The 21,373-nt window shown below is 45.7% G+C and carries 25 protein-coding genes; 6 read left to right on the top strand and 19 right to left on the bottom strand.

The features are described from left to right. Positions 1–93 precede the first annotated feature (93 nt). The 4 genes from CC97_RS00715 (at position 94) to CC97_RS00725 (ending at position 4,808) form a co-directional block, all read left to right on the top strand. Entirely contained in the window at positions 94–1,260 is a 1,167-nt protein-coding gene (locus tag CC97_RS00715; protein ID WP_044973212.1) for a GGDEF domain-containing protein, read from the top strand. Between the two features lie 38 nt (positions 1,261–1,298). Further along, positions 1,299–1,556 carry a hypothetical protein gene (locus CC97_RS20715; RefSeq protein WP_242848082.1) on the top strand — a complete coding sequence of 86 codons (258 nt, stop codon included), beginning with the start codon at positions 1,299–1,301 and terminating at the stop codon, positions 1,554–1,556. 43 nt (positions 1,557–1,599) lie between these two features. Next, entirely contained in the window at positions 1,600–2,313 is a 714-nt protein-coding gene (locus CC97_RS00720; protein ID WP_242848083.1) for an ATP-grasp domain-containing protein, read from the top strand. A gap of 248 nt (positions 2,314–2,561) precedes the next feature. Beyond that, positions 2,562–4,808: a CotH kinase family protein gene (locus CC97_RS00725; RefSeq protein WP_049962586.1), complete on the top strand. Its 2,247-nt coding sequence runs from the start codon at positions 2,562–2,564 to the stop codon at positions 4,806–4,808. 91 nt (positions 4,809–4,899) lie between these two features. On the opposite strand, the gene CC97_RS00730 is transcribed toward CC97_RS00725, so the two are convergent. Continuing rightward, complete coding sequence (locus CC97_RS00730; RefSeq protein ID WP_044973214.1) at positions 4,900–5,082, bottom strand: Fic family protein; 183 nt, start codon at positions 5,080–5,082, stop codon at positions 4,900–4,902. 470 nt (positions 5,083–5,552) lie between these two features. Between CC97_RS00730 and CC97_RS00735 the strand changes: the two genes are divergently transcribed. Both CC97_RS00735 and CC97_RS00740 read left to right on the top strand, forming a co-directional pair. Next, the gene (locus CC97_RS00735) at positions 5,553–5,738 is read left to right on the top strand and encodes a type II toxin-antitoxin system HicA family toxin (protein ID WP_044973216.1); all 186 of its coding nucleotides are present in this window, start codon (positions 5,553–5,555) and stop codon (positions 5,736–5,738) included. A 56-nt stretch (positions 5,739–5,794) separates the two neighbouring features. After that, the gene (locus CC97_RS00740) at positions 5,795–6,187 is read left to right on the top strand and encodes a type II toxin-antitoxin system HicB family antitoxin (RefSeq protein ID WP_044973218.1); all 393 of its coding nucleotides are present in this window, start codon (positions 5,795–5,797) and stop codon (positions 6,185–6,187) included. Positions 6,188–6,291: 104 nt separating this feature from the next. Here CC97_RS00740 and CC97_RS00745 read toward each other — a convergent pair whose 3' ends face one another. The 18 genes from CC97_RS00745 to CC97_RS00830 all read right to left on the bottom strand — a co-directional run bounded on the left by CC97_RS00745 (position 6,292) and on the right by CC97_RS00830 (position 21,368). Beyond that, positions 6,292–6,711, bottom strand: a complete 420-nt coding sequence (locus CC97_RS00745; RefSeq protein WP_044973220.1) for a phage holin family protein — start codon at positions 6,709–6,711, stop codon at positions 6,292–6,294. Between the two features lie 10 nt (positions 6,712–6,721). Then, complete coding sequence (locus CC97_RS19385; RefSeq protein ID WP_081849920.1) at positions 6,722–7,414, bottom strand: peptidoglycan-binding protein; 693 nt, start codon at positions 7,412–7,414, stop codon at positions 6,722–6,724. Next, a complete protein-coding gene (locus CC97_RS00755) occupies positions 7,383–8,510 on the bottom strand; it encodes a reverse transcriptase/maturase family protein (RefSeq protein WP_044973222.1) in 1,128 nt (375 codons plus the stop codon). Before CC97_RS00755 ends, CC97_RS19385 begins: the two co-directional genes overlap by 32 nt. 339 nt (positions 8,511–8,849) lie before the next feature. Next, positions 8,850–9,200, bottom strand: a complete 351-nt coding sequence (gene avd / locus CC97_RS00760; RefSeq protein ID WP_044973223.1) for a diversity-generating retroelement protein Avd — start codon at positions 9,198–9,200, stop codon at positions 8,850–8,852. A gap of 54 nt (positions 9,201–9,254) precedes the next feature. Then, entirely contained in the window at positions 9,255–10,349 is a 1,095-nt protein-coding gene (locus CC97_RS00765; RefSeq protein WP_044973225.1) for an SUMF1/EgtB/PvdO family nonheme iron enzyme, read from the bottom strand. 12 nt (positions 10,350–10,361) lie between these two features. Continuing rightward, on the bottom strand, positions 10,362–10,670 hold the full coding sequence (locus CC97_RS00770; RefSeq protein ID WP_044973227.1) for a hypothetical protein: 309 nt from the start codon (positions 10,668–10,670) through the stop codon (positions 10,362–10,364). Further along, positions 10,670–11,095 (bottom strand): hypothetical protein, encoded by a 426-nt coding sequence (locus tag CC97_RS00775; RefSeq protein WP_044973228.1) that lies wholly within the window; start codon positions 11,093–11,095, stop codon positions 10,670–10,672. Before CC97_RS00775 ends, CC97_RS00770 begins: the two co-directional genes overlap by 1 nt. Before the next feature lie 13 nt (positions 11,096–11,108). Next, positions 11,109–11,414 (bottom strand): hypothetical protein, encoded by a 306-nt coding sequence (locus tag CC97_RS00780; RefSeq protein ID WP_044973229.1) that lies wholly within the window; start codon positions 11,412–11,414, stop codon positions 11,109–11,111. A gap of 18 nt (positions 11,415–11,432) precedes the next feature. After that, positions 11,433–12,128 carry a phage tail protein I gene (locus CC97_RS00785; RefSeq protein ID WP_156036725.1) on the bottom strand — a complete coding sequence of 232 codons (696 nt, stop codon included), beginning with the start codon at positions 12,126–12,128 and terminating at the stop codon, positions 11,433–11,435. Positions 12,129–12,142: 14 nt separating this feature from the next. Next, the gene (locus CC97_RS00790; RefSeq protein WP_044973231.1) at positions 12,143–13,468 is read right to left on the bottom strand and encodes a baseplate J/gp47 family protein; all 1,326 of its coding nucleotides are present in this window, start codon (positions 13,466–13,468) and stop codon (positions 12,143–12,145) included. A gap of 3 nt (positions 13,469–13,471) precedes the next feature. After that, a complete protein-coding gene (locus CC97_RS00795; RefSeq protein ID WP_049962588.1) occupies positions 13,472–13,741 on the bottom strand; it encodes a hypothetical protein in 270 nt (89 codons plus the stop codon). A gap of 9 nt (positions 13,742–13,750) precedes the next feature. Beyond that, the gene (locus CC97_RS00800) at positions 13,751–14,443 is read right to left on the bottom strand and encodes a hypothetical protein (protein ID WP_156036726.1); all 693 of its coding nucleotides are present in this window, start codon (positions 14,441–14,443) and stop codon (positions 13,751–13,753) included. After that, entirely contained in the window at positions 14,427–14,642 is a 216-nt protein-coding gene (locus CC97_RS00805) for a hypothetical protein (protein WP_049962589.1), read from the bottom strand. The genes CC97_RS00800 and CC97_RS00805 overlap by 17 nt, the downstream gene beginning before the upstream one ends. Continuing rightward, the gene (locus CC97_RS00810) at positions 14,642–15,556 is read right to left on the bottom strand and encodes a phage late control D family protein (RefSeq protein ID WP_049962590.1); all 915 of its coding nucleotides are present in this window, start codon (positions 15,554–15,556) and stop codon (positions 14,642–14,644) included. The genes CC97_RS00805 and CC97_RS00810 overlap by 1 nt, the downstream gene beginning before the upstream one ends. Beyond that, positions 15,549–15,779, bottom strand: a complete 231-nt coding sequence (locus tag CC97_RS00815) for a hypothetical protein (RefSeq protein ID WP_044973235.1) — start codon at positions 15,777–15,779, stop codon at positions 15,549–15,551. The genes CC97_RS00810 and CC97_RS00815 overlap by 8 nt, the downstream gene beginning before the upstream one ends. Next, positions 15,772–20,262: a phage tail tape measure protein gene (locus tag CC97_RS18380; protein WP_049962591.1), complete on the bottom strand. Its 4,491-nt coding sequence runs from the start codon at positions 20,260–20,262 to the stop codon at positions 15,772–15,774. Before CC97_RS18380 ends, CC97_RS00815 begins: the two co-directional genes overlap by 8 nt. A 100-nt stretch (positions 20,263–20,362) precedes the next feature. After that, the gene (locus CC97_RS00825; RefSeq protein WP_044973237.1) at positions 20,363–20,776 is read right to left on the bottom strand and encodes a hypothetical protein; all 414 of its coding nucleotides are present in this window, start codon (positions 20,774–20,776) and stop codon (positions 20,363–20,365) included. 82 nt (positions 20,777–20,858) lie between these two features. Beyond that, entirely contained in the window at positions 20,859–21,368 is a 510-nt protein-coding gene (locus CC97_RS00830; RefSeq protein WP_044973238.1) for a phage major tail tube protein, read from the bottom strand. Between the last annotated feature and the right edge of the window lie 5 nt (positions 21,369–21,373).

The following is a 21,373-nucleotide window of genomic DNA, read 5'->3' on the forward strand; positions in this document are numbered from 1 at the left end:
TTTACCGGATGACGACTGAAAATTCCGATTTAGTTTACTGTCAGATTTTTCAGCCGTTATGAAATGTACTGAACATCATGGGGGGATTATTAAGTGGAAGATACAGCTATTTATATTTCATACGCTATTACAGAAGCTTTCTGTATTTGTTTTGCACTGGGCATTATTGTAAAGTCGAACAAAAACGTTGGTACAGACCTTCAGATGAAACACTTCAGGGGAATGTCCATGTTTTTCATCATGTATCTCATCAGCGACAGCTGGTGGGCTCTTGGTCAGGGCGGGATAATTCCATTCAGCCGTACGCTGAATAAAATATCCAGTGCCGCGGGCCTTGTTTCTGTTTCGCTCCTTACACTGGCCTGGTGCATATTTGTTATATACCGTATAGGCAATATAAAAGTCAGAAAAATGAATGTGCTCAAGGGAATACACTATTCCGCTGCGGCTGTTGACTGTATTCTGATCATTGGTTCTGTTTTTAATGATTTCTATTTTTATATCGACGAAAACGATATTTATCAGCTTTCACCGGGATACAACGTACATCTTATACTGATCTTCTTCCAGCTTTTCGGAAGCGGGGTCTTTTCATTCGCACAGAGTTTCAAAAACACTCAGGTCAAAATGAAAAAGGAATACCGTCTGCCGCTGCTGTTTATCATACTTCCTGCTGCAGCTGCAGTACTTGAAGGAATGCTTCCTCTTTCTCCTATCGTACCGCTCGGTACTTTTCTTCCCATTCATCTTGCATTTCTCGAAATACAGAACAGTGAGATCTATTCCGACGCACTTACCGGACTCAATAACCGCAGAAGTATGGAACTCTTCCTTCAGGACATGATACACAACTCATCGGAAGACAATTTCTTCTGCGTATACATGATCGACGTCAACGACTTTAAACTGGTAAACGATAAATTCGGACATCTTGCGGGAGACAGAGCTCTTCAGCTTGTGGCGGAAGCCATTCATAAAATATCCGACTCAAACCGCGGCTTCTGTGCAAGGTACGGCGGAGATGAATTCGTACTTATTATGAGTAAACCTGATGAAGATCTTCAGAAAACAGTACAGGACGAAGTAAATATACTTCGTAATGCCTGTGCCGATCTTCTTCCACAGATCTCAATAAGCGCCGGATTTACGATATGCAGCTCTTCATCAGTTACAGCAGCACAGCTGATCGCCCAGGCTGATGAAAAGCTGTATGTACAGAAAGAAATATACCACGGACGAAAAAAGGCTGCGGAAGTATAAAAGTTTGACAAACAATTATGAAAAGGCGGCATTATAGTATGTTAAACGGAAAAAGAATAATCTGGTTCAATCACTGGTTCACTCAGGCCTATAACTTCATTGAACTGCTTAAACAGGACCAGAGAAATTATGTGATCGCAAGTGCAAAGAAAGTTCCCTTTGCCTTTGGCGCAGCTGCGGATGAGCGTTACTCTGAACCGACTGGAATAAACGGCGATGATTACGCAGAGTGGTGCCTTGATTTCTGTAAAAAACCATTCAGTGGATGTGTTCTTTGTCAAAAAATTCCGTGCTGAAATTGAGAAACATCTAAACAGTTTTATTTCAGCCGGAGTACATGTGGTCGTAAACGGAAACGCTGATATGAACAGGATACTCGACAGCAAAGCTGATTCATGCAGTTATATTCGGGAACATGAACTCTGTCCAGTCCCGCACATGGAACTTATAACTGATGCAGGAGATTTTGAACGTGCATACAGAATAATAAAAGAACAATACGGGCCCTCACACCACGTATGCGTCAAAGCTGACCGTGACGAAGGCGGTATCACCTACCGCAGACTTTACGACGAAGGTGCTCCGAAGACTTTTTCCGGTGATATTTATTTTCGATCATTTGCGGAAGATCTGAAAAGCCGTGAAAAATTCTCACCTATGGTAGTAATGCCGTATCTTGATGAACCCGAAACAAGCATAGACTGCATGAGAACTCCCGGCGGTCTGATAGCTGTTCCAAGGCGCAAGATCGATACACGTATTACAGAGCTGCGCTTTGACGCTGACCTTATTGAAACGGCAAGGAAGATAAGTGAAGCAGTGAATATAGAATATCCGTACAATATTCAGCTTCGTCCTCTTGACGGCAGAAATGTTTTTATGGAAATAAATACACGAATGGCCGGCGGATGCTACAAGGCAGGTCTTATCGGATGCAATTTTCCTCAGCTTGCTGTAAGCTATGCATTCGGCGACATCATTGACACGGAAAAGATCATTTCAGGATTTAAAAATGTTATGGTCGGAGAGGTTGCCGCAGCAGTAATTGTTTGACTTTTGCCGTACTTATATATTATAATAGAATTGTTTATAGTTCATTGTTGATAAAGCTGAACAAAAAAAGGAATACAGAAAACGGCTTATACATTCGAAAATGGTTCAGTTATAAGGAAACGCTGATTTATTCATAAATCAGCGTGGGGCTCCGGGGCAAAGCCCCGCAAATCCCACCTGCGGAAATCCGGCAAAGCCGGATTTCCGATTTAATCAGTGTTTCCATAGTTTTATGAGGTGTATGTGTTATGAAAATGCAAAAATGTATCAGTATTGCCTTGACCGCATTACTGACAGCCGCTTCCTTTATGCCGCAGGCGTCACTTTCTTTTTATTCTGCAGACAATATTTCAGCTGAAGAATCTGCTGATGCGGCTGTCGCAGAAAGAGAGATCGGCTTCTCGGTACCTTCGGGATGCTATGATTCTGAAATGAAAGTCGAGCTTTCTTCAAAATCAGGCAGGACTATCGTTTACACAACAGACGGAAGCGATCCGACAAAATCATCAACTGCAAAGGTGTACTCATCTGCAGTTACAGTTACCGACCGTACAAATGAGACTAATATCTGGAGTATGTATGATGAAAACGAAAACTCCGATCAGTCCGTATCAAGACAGACAGGATATAAAAAGCCGACCTACAATGTAGAAAAAGTTACGGTAATACGTGCTGCAGTCAAAAATCAGGACGGTTCATTCGGCAGAGTGGAAAGCGAGACATATATCATAAAAAACGGCGTTCTGAAGCAGTTTGATGATATAATGGTGGTTTCCCTCGTAACCGATCCGGATAACCTGTTTTCACCTGATACGGGTATTTATGTGACAGGAAAACAATATCTTGAGTGGAGAAAGAGTGCGCAGTTCGACCCGAAGAAAAGCGTATGGGATACTGACAATATATCGAACTTTTTCTCGAAGGGCAAGGAATGGGAACGTGAAGCGACATTCTCTGTTTTCAGAAACGGCGAAGAAGTGATCCACCAGAATGTCGGCATCCGCATAAAAGGTGCTTCCACAAGAAACACCCCGCAGAAGAGCTTCAATATATATGCGAAAAGCAAATACGGTCCTGCCAAGCTGGAATATCCGCTTATAGACGGAAACACAAAGATAAGCGGCAAGCTGATTGACAAGTATGATTCCGTCTGCTTAAGAGCTGTTGGTGAAGACACAAGACTTCGTGACGGATTTGCATCAAAGCTCCTTGCCGGCAGAGAATCCCTTACAACACAGGACATGCAGAAATGCGTTGTTTTTCTTAACGGCGAATACTGGGGACTCTATGAAATGACTGAGAAGTTCTCTGACTATTTCATTCAGTCCAATTATAAAATTGAAAAAGAGAACGTCGCCATGATAAAGAACGGCGAGCATGAAGAAGGTCCGGACGAGGAAACAGAAAAATTTATAAATTTCGCTGACACCTACGCGAAAAAAGATCTTACAAACGAAGAAAACTATAAGGCCGTCTGCGATTATATCGATATCGACAGTATGATAGACCACTATGCTGCCGGAATCTACCTCTGTACTTACGACTGGCCGAATCACAATTCCGGCGTATGGAGAAACATTGGTCCGGATATCGAAGGCAATCCGTACAGTGACGGCAAATGGCGCTTCATGTCATTCGACTTTGACTACAGCATGGGTGCGACATACGAAAATTTCGGTGGTGTCGAAGGATATGCATACGACAGCTTCAGGCACATGGAAAACATGGACAACGCAAAGGATGAAGCTCCGACTAATCTGTTCGTTGCCCTCATGAAAAACAAGGATTTCCAGAAGAAATTCATTAATGTTTACTGTGATCTGGCAAATGAGGTTCTTACTCCGGAAAAAGCAAATGCAATGGCTGATAAATATGGACAGGAATACACAGAACACATCGCAAACTCAACTGTACGCTGGTGGGGATATTTCGGCGGTTCAAAGGACAGCAATCTTTCCTACAACCGTGAACAGTTCACAGGAAAGACTCTGCCGCAGATAAAGAATTTCTTCCGTGAACGTGCCCGTTATACGCTGGAAGATATGGAACAGTATCTCGGTATAAAGGAAAAATCACAGAAAATCACGCTTAAATCCGGAAACGGCGGTAAGATACGCATAAATTCGATCACACCGGATTCAGCATCCGGCTGGACAGGCAGCTACTATCCGGAAGCTCCGGTAACACTGACAGCGATCCCGGATGAAGGACACTCATTCACAGGATGGGGCGGCGATATTACCGGAACTGATACAACTGTTACCGTTACGCTTAAACAGGCAATGACCATTGAAGCGACCTTCGGCGAAAAGAAAAGCACCGACGGTGACATAAACAGCGACGGCGCTTTTGATGTACGCGACCTTCTTGCCCTGCAGAAATATCTTCTCGCAGGCGATGAAACAGATATTAAGGACAGAAAAGCTGCTGACGCTGACGACAGCGGAAATATAAACATACTTGACTTTATCAATTTAAAAGGCAGGCTTATCTGAGACTTTATACCGAGAAAACATTTTTGCAAAAGCTTAATATTCAGTAAAAAAGGCGGTCTCCCGAATGGGATGACCGCCTTGTTCATTTACTTCATCGTACCCTGTAGCGCTGATTTCTGCTTCTCGGTTTGTCTGGAATAGTCATCTCAATAAGTCCGTTTTCCAATGCCGGTTCAAGATATCTTTCGCGGAATGAATTGCGGTCCCGCAGTGTCAAGCGTTCCATGATCTCTGCCGCAGATAAAACATCATTCCCCAGTACATCCAGCAGCATGCGAACTTGCGGGCTAACTTGTGGGGTAACTTGTGGGGTGCTCTGTCTTTAGCTCACAGTTTCACTCTCCTACGTTCTCTCTTTATTTATCCTTATATAAATAAATCCCTGTATACCGTCATGATATACAAGGATTTTTGCAATCTTTACGATTACGCATTTTCACTTGATGGAGGCGGCGGGAATTGAACCCGTTTCCATCTTTTAATACGCGCTGAAAATACTTGTATTACATGAATTCGTGTGAAATTTCGTGTGAACTATCATCAATAATAAAATAGTCCGCCTACTTTTACAACGGTACACTTCAATCTGACAACGTAAATTATTTAATAAATTCCTAAGTCAAAACTCCTTATTTCATTATAGCATTTTGAGGTTCAAAATTCAACGATTTTTTAATTATTTTTTATCATTTTCTATTGACATACGTATTAATACGTGCTATAATAATTACAGGAGGTGAACCAATGACATACAGCGAACTTAAAAAGATCTTAAAAAAGAACGGATGTTCTCCGATCAAAGAAGGCGCAAACCATGAAATATGGTTCAGTCCTAAAACAGGCAAGAAGTTCACGGTAGGAAGACACAATACACAAGAAATTCCAACCGGAACACTCAAGTCAATAATGAAGTCAGCGGGGATCGATTGATCCCCGACTGGCGATAAAATATATACAATTCCGAGATTATCAGAGGTGACTTATTAATGGCTAAATATGCATATCCTGCAGTTTTTACTGCTGAAAACAATTCGTATTCTGTTAGCTTTCCGGATGTCGAAGGCTGTTTGACATTTGGTGAAACAATTCCGGAAGCAATTGAGATGGCCGAGGATGCTCTCTGTCTTATGCTTTACGATTTAGAAGAAGAAGGCAGCGAGATTCCGAAGCCTTCAGATGCTAAAGAACTCAAGGTCGAGAGCAACGAGTTTGTTACAATGATTGCATGCGATACCGTAGAATACAGAAAGTTTTACGATAACAAGGCTGTCAAAAAAACTCTGACTGTTCCGAACTGGATGAACACACTTGCTGAAAAAGCTGGAATAAACTTTTCCCAGGTTCTTCAGGAAGCACTCACTCAGAAACTTGGCTTATAATCTAAAACAACGCGAAAGGCAGTTACGATTAATTTCGTAGCTGCCTTTTCTGCGTCTAACCTTCTTCGCCCGACTCCGGAAGCCGTTCTTCAACGCTGATTCACTCATTCATTTTGTTTCTTTTCCTTATCGTCGTTTTCGTCCCGCACCTGTTCAAGAATACGTTCTAACCTTTTCGGGACAGGGAGGCCGAGACGCTTTGCGTTTTCGAGAATGCTGATTCCCTCGTTGCAAGCGTAATACAGGATCGTCATACTCATGAAGACATTGCCGTCTTTGACGATGTTTGCGTCGATCAGATGGGCGACGCTTACGAGCATGAAGATCACGATTTTTTTCATGATGCCGGTGCATCCGGCTTTGCTGTTCAGTTTATGCCTCTTTATCGCTACCATGACACCTGTGATATAATCAAGTGTACAGAGTGCCACAAGAGCAAGGAAAAGACCGTTGATATCACCGTACAGAAAGCCGATTGACGCACCGATCGCACAAGCGAGGTATTCCCAGAGTGACTTTTCCACGAGAACCGCCTCACTTCCTCAGGAGTTCAGTAAACGTCTGCTTTCCTGCTACGCCATCGACTTCAAGGCTGTGGTCTTTCTGATACTCGGTAACTGCTTTTTCAGTGTTGCTTCCGAAAATGCCGTCATCACCTGCAGAGCCTACGCTGTAGTTATCACCGATAAGAAGCCACTGCAGAACTGCTACGTCATGACCTTCCATTCCTTTTCTGAGAGTGCGAAGCTCTATGGCGAAAGTTTTGTCCGATGTTTCCTGCTCACTGCTGTTCGGCGGTTCGCTGTTCTTATCTCCTATATAACGCATCCAGTAAGCTACTGTGCAGTTGTCAATGCTTATAGTCTGCTCGGTCACTTGTGTTCTTGATGAACCGTTTCCGTTGACGTATGTCACTATACGTGTATCAAAGTTGTAGTCGATAACTACAGCTACATGGTCGAGCGGGAGCGGTTCGTCGATTCTGTCCCAGTCGAAGAATAAAATATCCCCCCTCTCCGGAAGATCTTCCGGTTCATCCCATTCTGATGACGCTGACATTTTCTTTTTCATCATAGAGCATGACAAATCATACATGTCAATGCCGCAGGTTTTCAAAATTTCTGATACAAAATGAGCACACCATGCGTGCGTTCCTTCACATCCTGCCTGCTTTCTGCTCCATCCTATACGGTTTTCAGCTGTCTGTGCAATGAGTTCCGCTTTCATTTGCTTTCCTCCTTTTCGCGTCAGTCTCAAACGGTACAGTTTCTTTTATCCAGTTTTCAAGCCGCATAGCAGAACAATGTTTTATCTGTCCGAGATAGCTCTGAACCACTGCGTTCGCCTGCTCTTCGGTCATGATACCGGCTGTATACTGTTTCGAGACTGCTTTGATCCTGTTTTTCATTTTCCTTATAAATTTCTTCGTAGGTTTTCGATACCCCGGAAACACCCTGCATCCGACAAACGTGATGCCTGTTTTGATCTTTCCTATCGCTGTTTTAGAATTTAGTTCAAGATGCAACGTATGGTTCAAAAAGTGTTCTATCCGGCACTTCCAGACGTTAAGCTGAACAGGGCTTTCATGAAGAATAACCATATCGTCCATATATCTGACGTAGAAATGAGCTCTGAGTTCATGTTTTATAAACTGGTCGAGTTCATTCAGACAGACATTTGCAAGCATCTGGCTTGTGAGATTGCCTATCGGCATACCGACGGTATACAGTCTTTCTTCAGGAAGAACATCATCAACGCTTTTGCCTGGCGGCAATCCGAACGGTGTATGATCGCATTCGATTATTTCTTTCATGAGAGTTATGAATTTCTCCTCATGTGGAAACTTCCTTTTCAGAATTCCGAGAAGAACTTCATGGTCAACTCTGTAGAAATATTTCGAAATATCAAGTTTGAGATAATACCAGTCTTTCGGCTTGCGGTTTGCAAGTGTACACCAGTCCTGCAGTTTGTCAGCTGCTCTGACTGTTCCTTTGCCTACTCTGCAGCCATAACTGTGATATATCATGCTTTTATCAAATATGTGATTGACCTGCAGATATATCGCCCACTGAACTATTCTGTCCCTAAACTGTAACGCCATAACAAGACGTTTCTTAGGTTCGTAAGCAAAGAATTCACGATAGCGTCCGACTTTATAAGTCTGATATATCAGCTCGTTCTGAATGCTGATAAGATTTTCTTCAAGATTCATAGCGAACTTTGCAACTTCAGGACGAAACCATTTACCTTTCGCTGCCTTATGATAAGCGTTCCAGAGATTTTCCCAGGAACATATCTCCGAATATAGATCATGTGTTTCCATAAACATCCCTGCTTTCTTTCCCTATAATATTCACGCATGACTTCCGGCTTGCGCCGGTAAGTCTGCGTGGTTCTCATTTTCGTTTCCGAAACTGATGAATTGTTCGGTCTTTCGACCGGGAAACGTATCCCTTTTGCCTGTGTTCCTGATCAGACCATAGCCTTCAGGTCAAACATTTGTCAGGCAAGAGCGGCACGAAAACCGATGTTCCAGTTGCGATTCGAGCGGGCATTGTTGCCGTTGAGTGAGAAGACACCAGCGTTCGCACCGTTGTTCCAGTTGCCCCCGCGATAGACGAAGCGCTCCGCAGAATTTATGACACGTTCCCCTATGCAAAAATTATCTTGAAGCGTCGGATTTTATCCATCCGCCTATCATGCGTCCGATCTCTTTAAGTTCCTTACTCCACACTTCATGAAGTCCGGAAGAGATCAGCTTTTCCTCAGGGCTTGCAGCAACGTCAACGAGAGAACGTATGATGTCAAGTTCGACATCAAGTTCGCTCTGATATTCACGTCTGACGTTTCCGTGCGCCCAGTTTGCCTTTATGCAGAGGCGAAGCATACGCATGTAGGATTTGTTCAGATAATCTCTGTATACGAATTTTTCGGGTTTTCTCATATTGTTTGTCCGCTCCGTCACCCGAATCATGGAGCGGACTATTCTTTGTCTGAGTAACAGTATATCCATAAGTCTTTTTACCCGGCGGCAAGCCGCCGAACCAGATTATCAGATCTCCAGATGTCAGATTCCCGGAATGTAAGCGGCACGAAAACCGATGTTCCAGTTGCGATCCGAGCGGGCATAGTTGCCGCCGAGTGAGAAGACACCAGCGCCCGCACCGCTGCCCCAGGCGCCCCCGCGATAGACGAAGCGCTCGCCCTGTTTGTTGTTCCAGTACATAACGTCTCCGTTGTAATCCGATGCCTGTGAACCACTGTCAGGGAGCAGAGCGAGCGCTCTAAGTCTGATCTTGGCTGCGTCGCTGATATCACCTGTACAGGTAGCATCACCGAATGCACAGCTTCTTGCAGAGTCAACTGCACTTGTGATTGACTTGCAGTATGTCCACTTCGAAGATACATAATCAAGTCTTACTGTATTTCCTGAGATTGAAGGATTCGTATCTGTAGGTGAGCATTCAGGATCAACAAGAGTTCCGTCTGACGCTTTGATTGCTTTCCATAAAGCTGAACCTGCTGTCTGTGGGTTATCTGCATCTGCTGCGTCGTTATTGGCAAGTATCTGAAGTTCGCCCCATACAAGACGAATTCCGCCCTGCCATTCCCATACGTTACCGTTAAGATCCCATATGCCGGCCTGTGTACCGTCGTGACTCCATGTGAGCGGACCTGTACCTGTTGCAACTCTGCCTCGGTTCGTGCCGTCCATTGCTGTTACGATGGCTTTATAGCCATTCTCGGATGTATCTTTACCGTAGTTATTATTTCCGAGAGGCTGTGTGCCGTTCTTCTTGCACCATAAGGCTACTGCTGCCCATTCAGCTGCTGTGCTTACATGCCAGCCCGCTCCTTTGGCTTCGCATCTTGTTCTGCATTCATCAAAATCAAGATTCTGTGCCGGATCTTCTGCCGGAAGTGAATACGCTTTTCCGTTACTCTGACACGCTTCATACTTTCCGTACCAGAATCCGGCTATCTCCTGACCGTTGACGATAAACGCAGGATGTGTGTTGCTGTCTCCGCCTGAGAGCACATCGCTGTTCTTAAACTTCGGAATATAAACCATCACAGACGGGAGGCCTGCGTCATCAAGCTTGACCTCGTTGTTCGGACAAATCATTTTTACTGCAAGATTAGTTAAATCGAAATTAGCCATGGGTAAACCTCCTTATTCCACTGACCAGAGTGTGAGCACTACATCTGACATATCAAGAGGCAGTGCGACCTTGTTGTGTTCTTCATCTTCTTCGTAAACTATCGCAGGGATATCGACCTGTGCGACATATCTGAGAGCGCTCTCTGCTCCGAGAGTCAGATTTCCGCTCCTGTCTCTGCAGATGTCAACTGACACGTCCCAGTCCTTGCGGTACTTGGATACGTTGATCATGATCTCATCATCGAAGTACAGCTTTGTACCGTTCTGCTCCCAGTCAATCTTTGTTCCTTCATTCTTCTCAATTACCTGTACGCTGTTCATTATGAACCTCCTCTTATTGCGACACGGACGGTTGCTGATGAAGCACTGCCGTCGTATCTGATTTTGAACCCGTTTGTTAATTTGTCGTAGACAATAATATCACCCACATCACCGTTTGCAGCTGTCACATAGGTGTCTACCTGATAGTTTGCGTTTGATCTTGTGTTTGATAAACTTACCGTCTGTGCTGAGTTGTTGAACGGATATTTCAGCATATTTGTCATTGAAATATCCTTGATTTCCGGATAAGCTTCGCCGTTCAGCTGATTGACTGCAACCATCATCATCTGAAGTGCAATATGCCCGTCGAGAATGCCGAATTCTTCATTGTTGAAGTTTACAGCTGACTGAGGCGTACCCTCCTGAACGACTGTTCCGGTGTCGGGATCAACTACGTGGTCGATCCATTCTGTGTTCTTGTACATAGACCTCTCCTTCCTATACCTCTCGTAAAGGTACCTTTATTTTTACAAGAGTTCCCTGACCTGCCGCCTTCACGACTGCTCTGCTCTGGTATGCTGCCACATTACCGTCAAGGGCAATTATTCTTGAAGCGGTAATTGTAGCACTCACACCGTCGAACTGTGGGAACGTTGCAGTCACAATAATATTCTCACCATCAACCTTCTTCTGATTGATGGTTCCTTTGTACCACGACGAACCTACAAGAACCTCGACTGAGTGAAGCCGCCGAAGCCAGTCAGAACGTCGCTGTGCAAGAAATGCACTCTGAAAATATCCCATTCTCTTCACCTCCTGAAATTATGCCGGATATGTACCGCAGTTTATTGTGCCACAGGCTGGAACACTGTAGAAATACGGTTCTGCACTGCCTGATGCATCAACTTCGTCATCACACTGAAAGCCACTCCATGGACTTTCCGGATACGTTCCGCATCGTCTTGCGTAATCAAATGCGTAGCCGTTCCCGTCCCAGTGTACTTCGATAGTTGCCTTACATTCAAACAGGTATATGTAAATGCCTGCTATGTGGGAGCGCTCATTCTTGGCTATTTCAGCTGCTGCTATGAACTTTTCAAGATCGCCATCAGAAATTTCTGATTCACTGAGTACAACGAACGTATACGGTTCATCAGTCAGCTCCGGCACTTCAAACCATTCGAAAACGTAACCTGAACCGAAATAAGCGGAAACAAGCTGTTCGACCGCCCATTTCGTTCCTCGTCTTCTCTTGATCTCCTGTGCCTGACTTACTATCTGCCTTTTGACTTCAAGCGAAGCTGAACTGTCATACCAGTCAATATCCTGCTCCCATGCAAGCTCATCACATTCGTCTTCAGAAAGATTATCTGTTTCTCCCCAAATCTTCATTGTCGGGATTCTCTCACACGGATCATGAAGGAGTTTATCGACCGCAGCGCAAAGTGCTTTGACAGCTTCATCATTCTGCATGAACACCGGCATGAGCTTTTTGAGTTCAAGATCTGAAATTTTCATTCCCTGCACGCTGATCACCTCGCCACATGACTGACGGTTATATTACCGCTGAACTTCGCTATCGTTGTTTTGTCGAGCGCTGTGTACACCGGCTTTACAATCGTTACTCTTTCCGCTCCGACAAGATCGTCAGCCCAGTCCGGACTGAGTATAAGTTTTCTCAGATGATCCGGGTTAATATCCTGCTCAAACTGTGAGCTCTGCCACAGATTGTATCTGTCAATCGCACCGTTCTCGCCTTCGACCATAGCAACAACCTGAGATTCGTCGGCTTTCGTTGTGTAGTACGTGAGTTCTATATCGTACTCTTCAACGTCCGGTTCTTCTACGATAACCATGTCTGTGAGAGGTTTTACATCTTCTGCAGTGCATTTATCATACACGTCCTGCAGCTGTTCCTCCGTCGGGAGTTCACCGCCGGCGCATATAGGAACAATTCTCACTACGCCTTTCATTGAACGCTTAATGGTAATATCTATCGAATTCAGTGAAGCTGACGCGCCTGTCAGTGTGATGGTGAGCAGCCCGTCTGAATATGATTCACTGTGCTGATCTCCCGGTACACCTTCTATTGTGAGAGTGTCCGGCTGGAGCTGATCGCCTCCGAGAAATGCATGAGCACTGTATACTGTCAGTGTTCTTTCGATTGTCTCATCTTCTGATGTGACCACGGCGTCTGTTATTGCAGGATCTGCTGACATTGCATAATACCTGTATGCCTTAGCTGTTCCGGCGGTGCTGAGTGCATTTTCTGATACTCTTATTCTTTCCCTGTAGGTATCGTCATCCTCTGCATTGCCGCCGCCTGATGTTGATGTAGTGTTTGTTACGCTGTCGATAAGCGGAACTACAGATACATCGACTACCGCATTCAGACCGCCTGCAAGTATGCCGTTGTATTCTGAACCGCTCTCTTCGGCTGTAGCTGATACATCAGTGTACAGCTGTCCGGATGTTATAACTGCCGTGCTGTCAGTTACAAAGTACCTCTGCAGGTCTCCGGTAACTCGTACACCTGAAGGTATAACTATGTTCTGACCGAATACAGAATCGATGCTGAACCGCAGTATTGTAGTTGCTTTTTCTGCAGGAAGACGTTTCACACCTCGGGTCTCACCGAGAGCATCAAGCGTTTTTCCTCTTGCGTACCGGAGCATTTTCTGTCTGCACGCATCATTTATGGAATTGAACACTGACACAAACACACCTGCAAGAGCCTCACCGAATATACGGCGTTCGTCTCCGGGATAAAGCTGCTCGTTGACACCGCTTTCAAGTTCGCTAAGAATGTCTTTTACTATTGTTCCGGTATCGGTTTCTATAAAATCAAGTTCTGCCATGGTTTAACCACCTCTTTTCTTTGCCTGGACATCGACGGTGAAATCCCCGTCAAGCCCTCCCGAAGGTCTTACCGTGATACTGTCTGTATCCGCTCTCGGTTCATACTCACGTATAAGCCACTGGATACATTCAACGAGATCGCCGGTAATTCCTTTTCTGTCTGTAAGTTTCGTGCTGATCCCCCGCACTCTGTCACCGTATACTTCACCCGATGTCAGACTGCAAAGGTTCTGAACACAGGTTGCTGTGCTTCCGTTTCCGTATGCTTTCATCACATCACCTCACACAAGCGTAACGCCCTCGGCAAAGATCCAGCGTCCTATTCCTCCGTCATAGAATCCGAGAAGTAGCCTGTCGGCTACGATGTTGCTGACAATGTGACTTTTCTCAAGATCCTCTTCGGAGAGGTTGTTTGCTCCTATCAGATAGTCCGTTGATATGATCTTTACTCTGTCGCCTATTCTTATTCCCTGAACTTCGGCGTTTGCAAGCTGATCGTTCTGTTCTTTTCTGAGTGCCTTTGCTTCTTCACTCGCTGACACTTCAAGAGCCGGAACATCTGCTTTGACACTTGATGATTCCTGATCATACTCCTTGAATTCAAAACTGAGCTTTGCGTAGAGCATTTCGCCGCTGTTACTCAGTTTTACATCCGAAACTGATACCTTACGGAGCTGAACAGCAGGACCGAGGCGGACACTTCCGAGAAAGAAGTAGTCAACTTTAGAAACGAGCGACTCCCAGTCTTCTATTTCCTTACGGATATCGAAATTCACATCAAGCCCTTTATGAAGAACTGTTGTGAAATTGAGTGGAAAAAGCTCCTTACCTCTGACGTTCGTCTGTTTCTTTTCTTCGGTCGAATTGTTATTGTCAGCTGTCTGAGAATAGCTGAAAGTGAGATCCTGTATTGCAAGAACGTTCGAAGAATTAACTTCCCACGTCTTTCTGTTCCACTTAGCCATCAGAGCCATATGTCTCACCGTCCGTTCTTCCGAGTATCAGACCTTTACCGTCAGGAAAATACACATACACAACACTGTCATTCTTTGTGAGATGGCCACTCAGATTGTCCGGTATAACGATACCGTCAACCGTGTATTCTGTTTCCCCGTCCGGTATTATTCGTGCTGTGCGCCCTGATACTGACGCGATCAAGCCTTTGTAAACCATCAGTATCCCTCCGGTATGCCACGAAAATATATGTCTGACCTGTTTTTTATGTAGTCATTTCTTATGCATGTTATAAACATTTTCTTATCCCACAGACTCGCCCTGTCAGTATGAAGCTTGACAACGCTTGCAGCTGAATACTGCGTCTGCAGGGATTTTATTATTCTGCCGAATACGGTTTTCTTGTTCTCTTTCCTGAGGAGTCCTTTAGCATATCGTATTGCCTCACCCTCCGAGGAAGCCTGTACATCACGTCTGACAAGCAGTTCGCCTGTATCGCCGATGCTGAATGTTCCTGTGTACGACCCACTTATCACCTTGCACGATGTGTATTTCTTCTTTATCATGCCGTAATCAAACTGACCGTTCTGACCCACTTCAAGCGTGGATGCTTCTCTTGCTTCCATGTATGGTTCAGAGTAGACCACCAGTTTTTTATTGTGAATCAGAAAACAGCAGCTTTCGTATGAGCAGAGCCGCTCAAGAAATTCAAAATCGGTTTCGTCAGTCTGCGTCAGGTTACGGTAAACCTGTTCTTCTACTCCGTAGAGCGCATACTTCAGTCCGTGCTCTTCTGCAAGCTGTGCAACGATACTTGTAAGCTTCATGCCTTTCCAGTTTCGCGACTTCTTCTCTTTTTTCTCTGCCGGCATAGACAGGGCTCTTATGGTGAAGAGCCCGTTCTGAGCCGACATTGAATGGAGGTACATGGCGCCGCTGTCTGCGTCACCGTATTTCAGTCTGATAATGTCGTTTGCTTCTGATCCGTACTTTGACCATACACCTGCACTGTCGTTGAACCGGAGTGTCAGGCTGTCCGCATAGTGTTCTGCGTTCATTTCGTGGACACAGAAATTCAGGGAGACCTTGTCGTAAATATCTATTCCGTTGTAGTAAAGTTCTATTTTATCCATCTGTCTGCCTCCATGGCGGGAGCGTGCCCGGCTTGTCGGTGCTTTCGATGACTGGTATTCTCAGCTTTACATGGGCGTCAAATACCAGTACATCGCAGTAATCAGGATTGAACTGCATGATAACGTGTGCAAGCTTTTCATTGTTGTACTCGTTGAGTGCGAGGGTGTCGAAGGTGTCACCTTCTCTTGTATAGTAGGCTTTATATCCCGTTACTCTATGCATAAGCTGACTCCTCCCTTATTCTCACGAACTCTTCGAGCCAGTCAAAGAATTCATATTCGTGTGCTCTGAGCTGATCCATGAACTTGTCACTGTCCGCTCCGCCGCCTTCGACAGCTACTGACGGCGACCATGTGAAGTTACTGAAATCATAGATGATAGTTGTTCCGCCGCCGGATGCCATTTCTCCGAGTGAGAAACCGCTCATTCCGATCAGACGACCTGCCTGACTTGTGAGTGAATTCTGTCCACTTGAGTGGATGTACTCATATGCCGGAGCAAGAAGCGTAATGTTGTTCGTCACTTCGCTGCTCATGCTTCTGAGTATCTGATCAAGTTTTGACCAGAGCGCGTCAAGCGGAAGGATGGCTTCTGCACCTGCTTCACCACCGGCGAGCAGTGTGTTTCCGTTCATGCCGAACAGTGTAGGCCCGGTCATGATACCGCCCTTTGCGTACCATTCGATGTTAAACTTCGGAAGCGAACCTTTACCACCTATGCCGAAAGGAGCTTCACCGCCCTGCACGCTGATATGCGGTAAGTTAAGGTGCGGGAGTGACCACTGGAAATTGAGCTTTTCCTTGATCTTGTCGATGACTTCCTGAACCTTGTCTTTTGCCGCTGTGATTTTTTCACTGATCTTGTCGTAGATGTTACCGAATGTATCGGTTACGGTGTTCTTTGCTTCCTGAAGTCTGTCGCGGATTGTATCCTTGATGCTGCCGAATATAGTTGAAACTTTATCCTTTGCAGCTGTGATCTTTTCGCTGATCTTGTCATGAATACCGTTCCATACTTCTGAAACCTTTGAGCTGATCGCGTTCCAGATATTCGCCATGATGTCACGTACTTTCGAGATAACATTCTCGACCGTGCTCTTCACTGCGTTTATCCTGTCACTGATCTTATTATGGATCGTATTCCATACGTCCGAAACCTTTGAACTGATCGCGTTCCAGATGTTCGCCATGATGTCACGTACTTTCGAGATAACATTCTCGACCGTGCTCTTCACTGCGTTTATCCTGTCACTGATCTTGTCGTGGATTGCATTCCATGTATCTGATATGAATGTTCTTATCTTTTCGAATCCGTAGGTTATTACTGCTTTGACCGTTGCAATTGCTGTTCTGATGGTCTTTGTGATCTTTGTCCATACAGTCGTCACCTTAGTGGATATCTTAGTCCATATCACTGTGAATGCGTTGGCTATCGGCATAAGTACCTTGTCGGTCAGCCATGTAGATATTGGTTCAAAGAGGTTTGTGAGGAACTCCCACATTCCCTTGAATACTGATATAACAAAGTTTCCGATTGCAACGAATACATTCATCACGCCTTCAAGAACTGTTTTCCAGAACTCTTCATTATTCGCAAAGATATTCTTTACAGCTTCCCACGCACCCGCAAAATCACCCTCAAGGAGTGCTCTGATGCCGGAGAATACTTCTGAGATGTTGCCGAATATAGTTTTAAAGAATGAGCCTGCAACGCTCCACACGGCTTTTACTATGTCCCATGCAGAACGGAATGCCGCTCCGATGACGTGAACCACCGGTTCAAATGCCGCCTTGATAACAGTCCATGCACCTACTGCGACAGCTACTATGCCGCCGAATACAGCGGTGATCGTCGGCTTGAGTGCTTCAAAGACTGCTTTTATAAGTTCAACAGCATTTCTGACTGCTTCTGTGATCGTTCCGAATACTTCTTTCGCCTGAGGGAGGAAATCGCTCTTTATCCAGCCGATGACCGGACCGATACTTTCCTTTATCTTTCCGAATGATTCAGTCAGAACAGGAATAACTGTGTCTGTGACAAATGTCTTGATGTCGTCAAATGCTACTGTGACGTAAGGAGCGATGAAGTCGGCTATTTCTGAAGCTTTTTCCTTCATCCTGTCCCATGCGCCCGTTATTGCCGGCACTGCTTCATCAGCTATGAATGTCTTTGCGGTATTGAACTTATCCTTAAGGAAACCAGAGGCAGTTTCAGCTGCCGCCTGCACCTTTGGCGAGATCTCATCCCACTTGTCACGTATCGCCGGAACTGCTTCGTTAAGAACGAAGTCCTTTGCGTCAGTAAACTTTTCGGATATGAATCCGGATGCTGTGTCTATTGCATTTCTGACTGGTTCAGGTACCGCGTTCCAGATGTCGTCCCAGCTTGATCCGAACCATCCGAGGAATGCGTTTGTCGTATCGGTAAGCCAGTCTACAGCTCCGCCGAATACACCCTTGATTTTTTCCCAGGCACTGCTCCAGTCACCTTCGAAAATCGCTGTGAACGTGTCTACGAGTCCGAGGATACCGTCAAGAGCCGCTCCTACAGTTGAATCGATAAGTTTGAATGCTTCTTCAAATACCGGAACGAGGAAGTCGCACAGACTCTGCCATGCGGTCCGTATCACATCGCCGATATCTTCAAAACTGAATCCGAGCTTGTTCAGCCGTTCGGTTATGTTCTGACCGAATTTATCGAACTTCGACCTGATCGAGTTCCATGTATTCAGAATGTTTTCCCGGAACTCGTTGTTTGTGTTCCATAGATGCCGGAAAGCGAACGCAAGCGTTGTCAGCACTCCAATGACCGCAAGAGCCGGAGCTGATACAGCTGCTATAGCTGCCTTGATACCCACCAGTGCGCCTTTGACTTTGTTGATGTGTCCGAGTATGGCTGTCCATCTGAAAGCTGCTATAACGCCGCTGAGTGCGGTTACGGCTATTCCTATTTCCGGCAGATATTCTTTTATGTTCGTTACTGCCGGAATAACTTTGTTCGTCACGAACTGCACTCCTGCTCTGAGAACAGGTTCAAGCTGATCCGAAACCTTTAGTTTCAGTTCTTCAAATGCACTGTTAAGGTTCTTAAGGTCGCCTGCAAGGTTGTCGTTCATGGTTTCTGCCATGGCTGATGCACTGCCCTGTGCGTTTTTGAATGCTTCTGCAAGTTCATCCTGTGAGATTCCGAGACTGTCGAATACCTCACTTGCCCGGAATCCTGCGTCGCATGCTTCGTCAAGTGCTTCTGAGAACAGGTCTGACGAACCTTCCGATGTGTTCAGAATCTCGTTGAATGTGTCAGCACTTACACCGGCTTTTTCGAATTCATTTCTGATGTCGTCAAGCGATATGCCACTCTTCTGCAGTTCTTCATCAAGTCCCTCGACTGTCACAGACGCCATTCTGAGGGCTGTTTCATAGCCTGCTATGTTGTCTATACCTTCATTGAGAAGGAGGTTCAGTCCTTTTGTGGAGTCCGCTGTGAACGTCGTACTGAGTGCCGCCGCTCTTTCTGCCGAGCCCATACCGTCAACTGCTCCGGAAACATCCTTGAGTATAGCGGTAAGGTCTCTGTAGTTGCCTTCTGCATCCATAACAGCTATTGAGGTTTCACCAATCTTGATCTTGCCATCGTCCATCTTCTTGGTGATGTCTCGCATCATTGCTGAAAGTGCTGTACCGGCTTCTGATCCCTTGTAGCCCTGATTTGCCATGCCTTCGAGGAGCGAGGTTACTGTTTCAATATCCTGTCCGGCTGCATTGAGGTTTGCCGCACAGTTTCTGTATGCTTCACCGAGCTGTGCAGCGGATGTATTACTTGAAGCCTGTGCTTTTGCAAGAAGGTCAGCGAAATATCCCGCTTTATCCGCTTCCATTGCGAATGCTGACAGATAGTCAGTTACCATGTCGGATGCTTCGCCCAGTCCCATGCCGGAAGCCGCTGCGAGGTCAAGAACACCGCCGAGGGCGCTTGTACTCTGCGTGGTATCCCAGCCGGCAAGTGCCATGTACTTAAGCGCTTCTGCACTCTCTTTGGCGCTGAAAACCGTAGTGGCGCCGTATTCTCTTGCGGTCTGTTCAAGGAGTTCAAACTGTTCTCCTGTCGCTCCACTGAGAGCCTGCACTTCTGACATCGTTGCATCAAATTCCGCTCCGAGTTGTATCGTGTCTTTGACGAAACTTTTAATAGCCGATGCTGCCGCTGTTATCGCCTGTGAAGCAAGATTTGCAAGAGTTGCCTTGAAAACTGTGAATCCTTCGTTAGCCTGTGCCGCTGCCTCGTTCGCTTCGTTGAGACTGCCGCTCAGTTCGTCGGATGCGTTTTCCGCCTGTCCTGCACTTCGTCCCGCTTCACCGTATTCTTCTGAAAGCCGGTCAGCCGCCTGACATGCCGCCTGCAATCTGTCTCGGTTTTCGTTAAGGTCTGTACTCAACTGCTGTATAGCGTAGGCTGTTGCTCTCGCTTCCTCAGTTCCCTCGCGCCCTTCAAGAACGTAGTCACTGTACTGCTGTCTGAGCTTGTTCAGTTCAGACTCTTCGTTTCTCATCTGAAGTGCAAGTCTCTGAGAAGCTGTTGCCACCTCAAGTGTTTCAGCACTCATCTGATTGAAGCTTCGCACCGCCTGATTGATCGCATTCATAAGGCTCGGATCAAGCACACCGCCGACCGATATCGTGGTTTCTATTTCTCTTCCGCGTGCCATTCTGTTTCACCTGCCTTTTATTAACGGCCTCGTGTCATCTTTGCACGTTCAGCCGCCCGCTTGTTTTCCTCTGCCAGATCTTCTGCAGCTTCGGCGTACTCTATGATAAAATCTGTGAGTCGCTTTCGTTCGAGATCTGATATGCTGGTGTGATATACTCTGCTGAAGTCTCTGTAGGCTCTTCGGAGCTTTCTGCCGGTGAATCCTTTTCCGAGACTCCGAGCATAAAATTTCTTCCGATCCTCATGAACTGAATTATGTCAGGGCCCTTGACTCTTTCAAGATCTGACCAGTCTACCGACGGATCAGCGGCTATAACTGCCGCATATCCTAAATAGATGTGAAGAGATGTGTCGAATTCCGATGCCGGAACGATGCTCATTGTCTTTCCACTTGATTTTCTTGCTTCCGCTTCAGCGAAAAGAACGCCTGTTATCTCATTTGTGTCGTAATTTAATTCTGTCACCTGTTTACCGTTGATCAGAACAGGATTTTTGAGTGTGATCTTACCCATATGGTTAGTCCTTTCTGTTTCTGTGTTTAACAAAAGCCGCCGAGCCGAGTGCCCGACGGCTTTCGCAGTATGTCAAAAAATCTTAGAGGTATTTTTCGAAATCCTTAGCGTAATTAATTCTGTTTACACGGAGAACTGAGTTGAGACGGTCAACGACAAGCTTTTCACTGCCGTCTACGTAAAGTTCAAGACGTGTTACTGTGTACTTGTGTTCAGTAGTGACTGCATCACCCGGCTTGACAGCAATGTCAGGGATGGAGAGCGGAAGTGTCTTGACGAATGCCTTGACACCTTCTGTCTTTGAGTCACCGTTCTTGGAAATGCTTGTCTGAGCCCATCTGAATTCAAAAACTCTTCTGCCAAGCCCGATGAGGTTTGAGAAACCTTCATCTGTTCCGACTTTGTTAATTGTGAGTTCCATGTTTTCGAGAAGTCCGATAAGAGCTACATCCATGTTTCCCATGGCGCTGATAGTTGCTGTCTGAAAGTTGAGACCAGGAAGTGTGAATTCAACGTCTCTTGCAACAAGTCTGTTGTCAGCGTAGACTGTATCTGCGAGGATCGGACCTTTAACGTCTAACCATTTTCCCATAGCTT

It is taken from the genome of Ruminococcus sp. HUN007, assembly GCF_000712055.1.
GTDB lineage: Bacteria > Bacillota > Clostridia > Oscillospirales > Ruminococcaceae > HUN007.